Source organism: Photobacterium proteolyticum (assembly GCF_001939735.1).
Taxonomy (GTDB): domain Bacteria; phylum Pseudomonadota; class Gammaproteobacteria; order Enterobacterales; family Vibrionaceae; genus Photobacterium; species Photobacterium proteolyticum.
Map to the genome: position 1 here is coordinate 1 of NZ_MJIL01000001.1, position 1,000 is coordinate 1,000.

The 1,000-nt window shown below is 39.6% G+C and carries 1 protein-coding gene; it reads right to left on the reverse strand.

What is annotated here, in order from left to right; all coding sequences use genetic code 11:
• Positions 1-195 precede the first annotated feature (195 nt).
• Positions 196-903: a hypothetical protein gene (locus tag BIT28_RS00005; RefSeq protein ID WP_075761599.1), complete on the reverse strand. Its 708-nt coding sequence runs from the start codon at positions 901-903 to the stop codon at positions 196-198.
• Between the last annotated feature and the right edge of the window lie 97 nt (positions 904-1,000).

The following is a 1,000-nucleotide window of genomic DNA, read 5'->3' on the forward strand; positions in this document are numbered from 1 at the left end:
TGCATGCCGTGCCCCTGGTACATGCAAATAACAGAATGCGGCATAATTGCCGCTTTATCTGACACTTAAGCAGTTAACGCCCGCTTAACTTGCTGCCAACTGCACCGAACTCAAACAGACCACCGTAATCACAAAAGCCAAACCGAACCAAAAATGCCATAGGTTGGCAGTCAGGTTGAAGCGTTTGTTAAGTGTCTATTCCATCAAACTCTCGCCATGAATTGCATACAAAACAAATAAGAACATCGAAAATACTTTTAGAGCATTAATCTTAGAAGCATATTCTTTATGCATTCCATGTAATACACCGTGTCGATTTGGTGTTTTAAGAGCATTCTCAGGATCAGCTGGATCAATATTTTTCATAGGATCTGCTCCTATGACAGAGAACATTTCTTTATATACTTCATTAAACATACGACGAAGCACCGATGCATCTTTAAACTGACTAATTAGTTGCTCTAAAGACTCTCTTGCTATCACATCTTTTAAATGAACTTCAGCTTCAGCCTTAGCTCTTTCACCTTCTTTTTTATATAAACTCTTTCCGAAGTGATCATGGAACACACCATCAGCTTGACTGAAAAACAGATGTATAGATGCACCATACAAACCAGACTCAAAGCATTTCTTTGCTTCAGAAAGCAATGAATATCGGGAAGGTTCAACCTTGAAAACTGCATCCCAAAAGCCATCCCAGTCTTCGAGTAACAAAGATTCAATCATACTGGGAAAATCATCATGATCTTCTATTTGGCTATAAATCCCAAATAGTAATGCTTCATTTAGATACCACCCTTCTGATATAGCTGCTTTTGAAATCAAAGACATATCATCGGTGCGTTTTTCAGGCCAATGCTCGACCCAATTTTGGATATTACTAATAATTGTACTGAAATCCATATTACCTCCTGACACTTAACGCCTGCGATAAGGTGCCCCACGATTAACTTACCAAGCGCACCGAACTCCGAACCAAAAATGCCGAGTGTAACGGGTC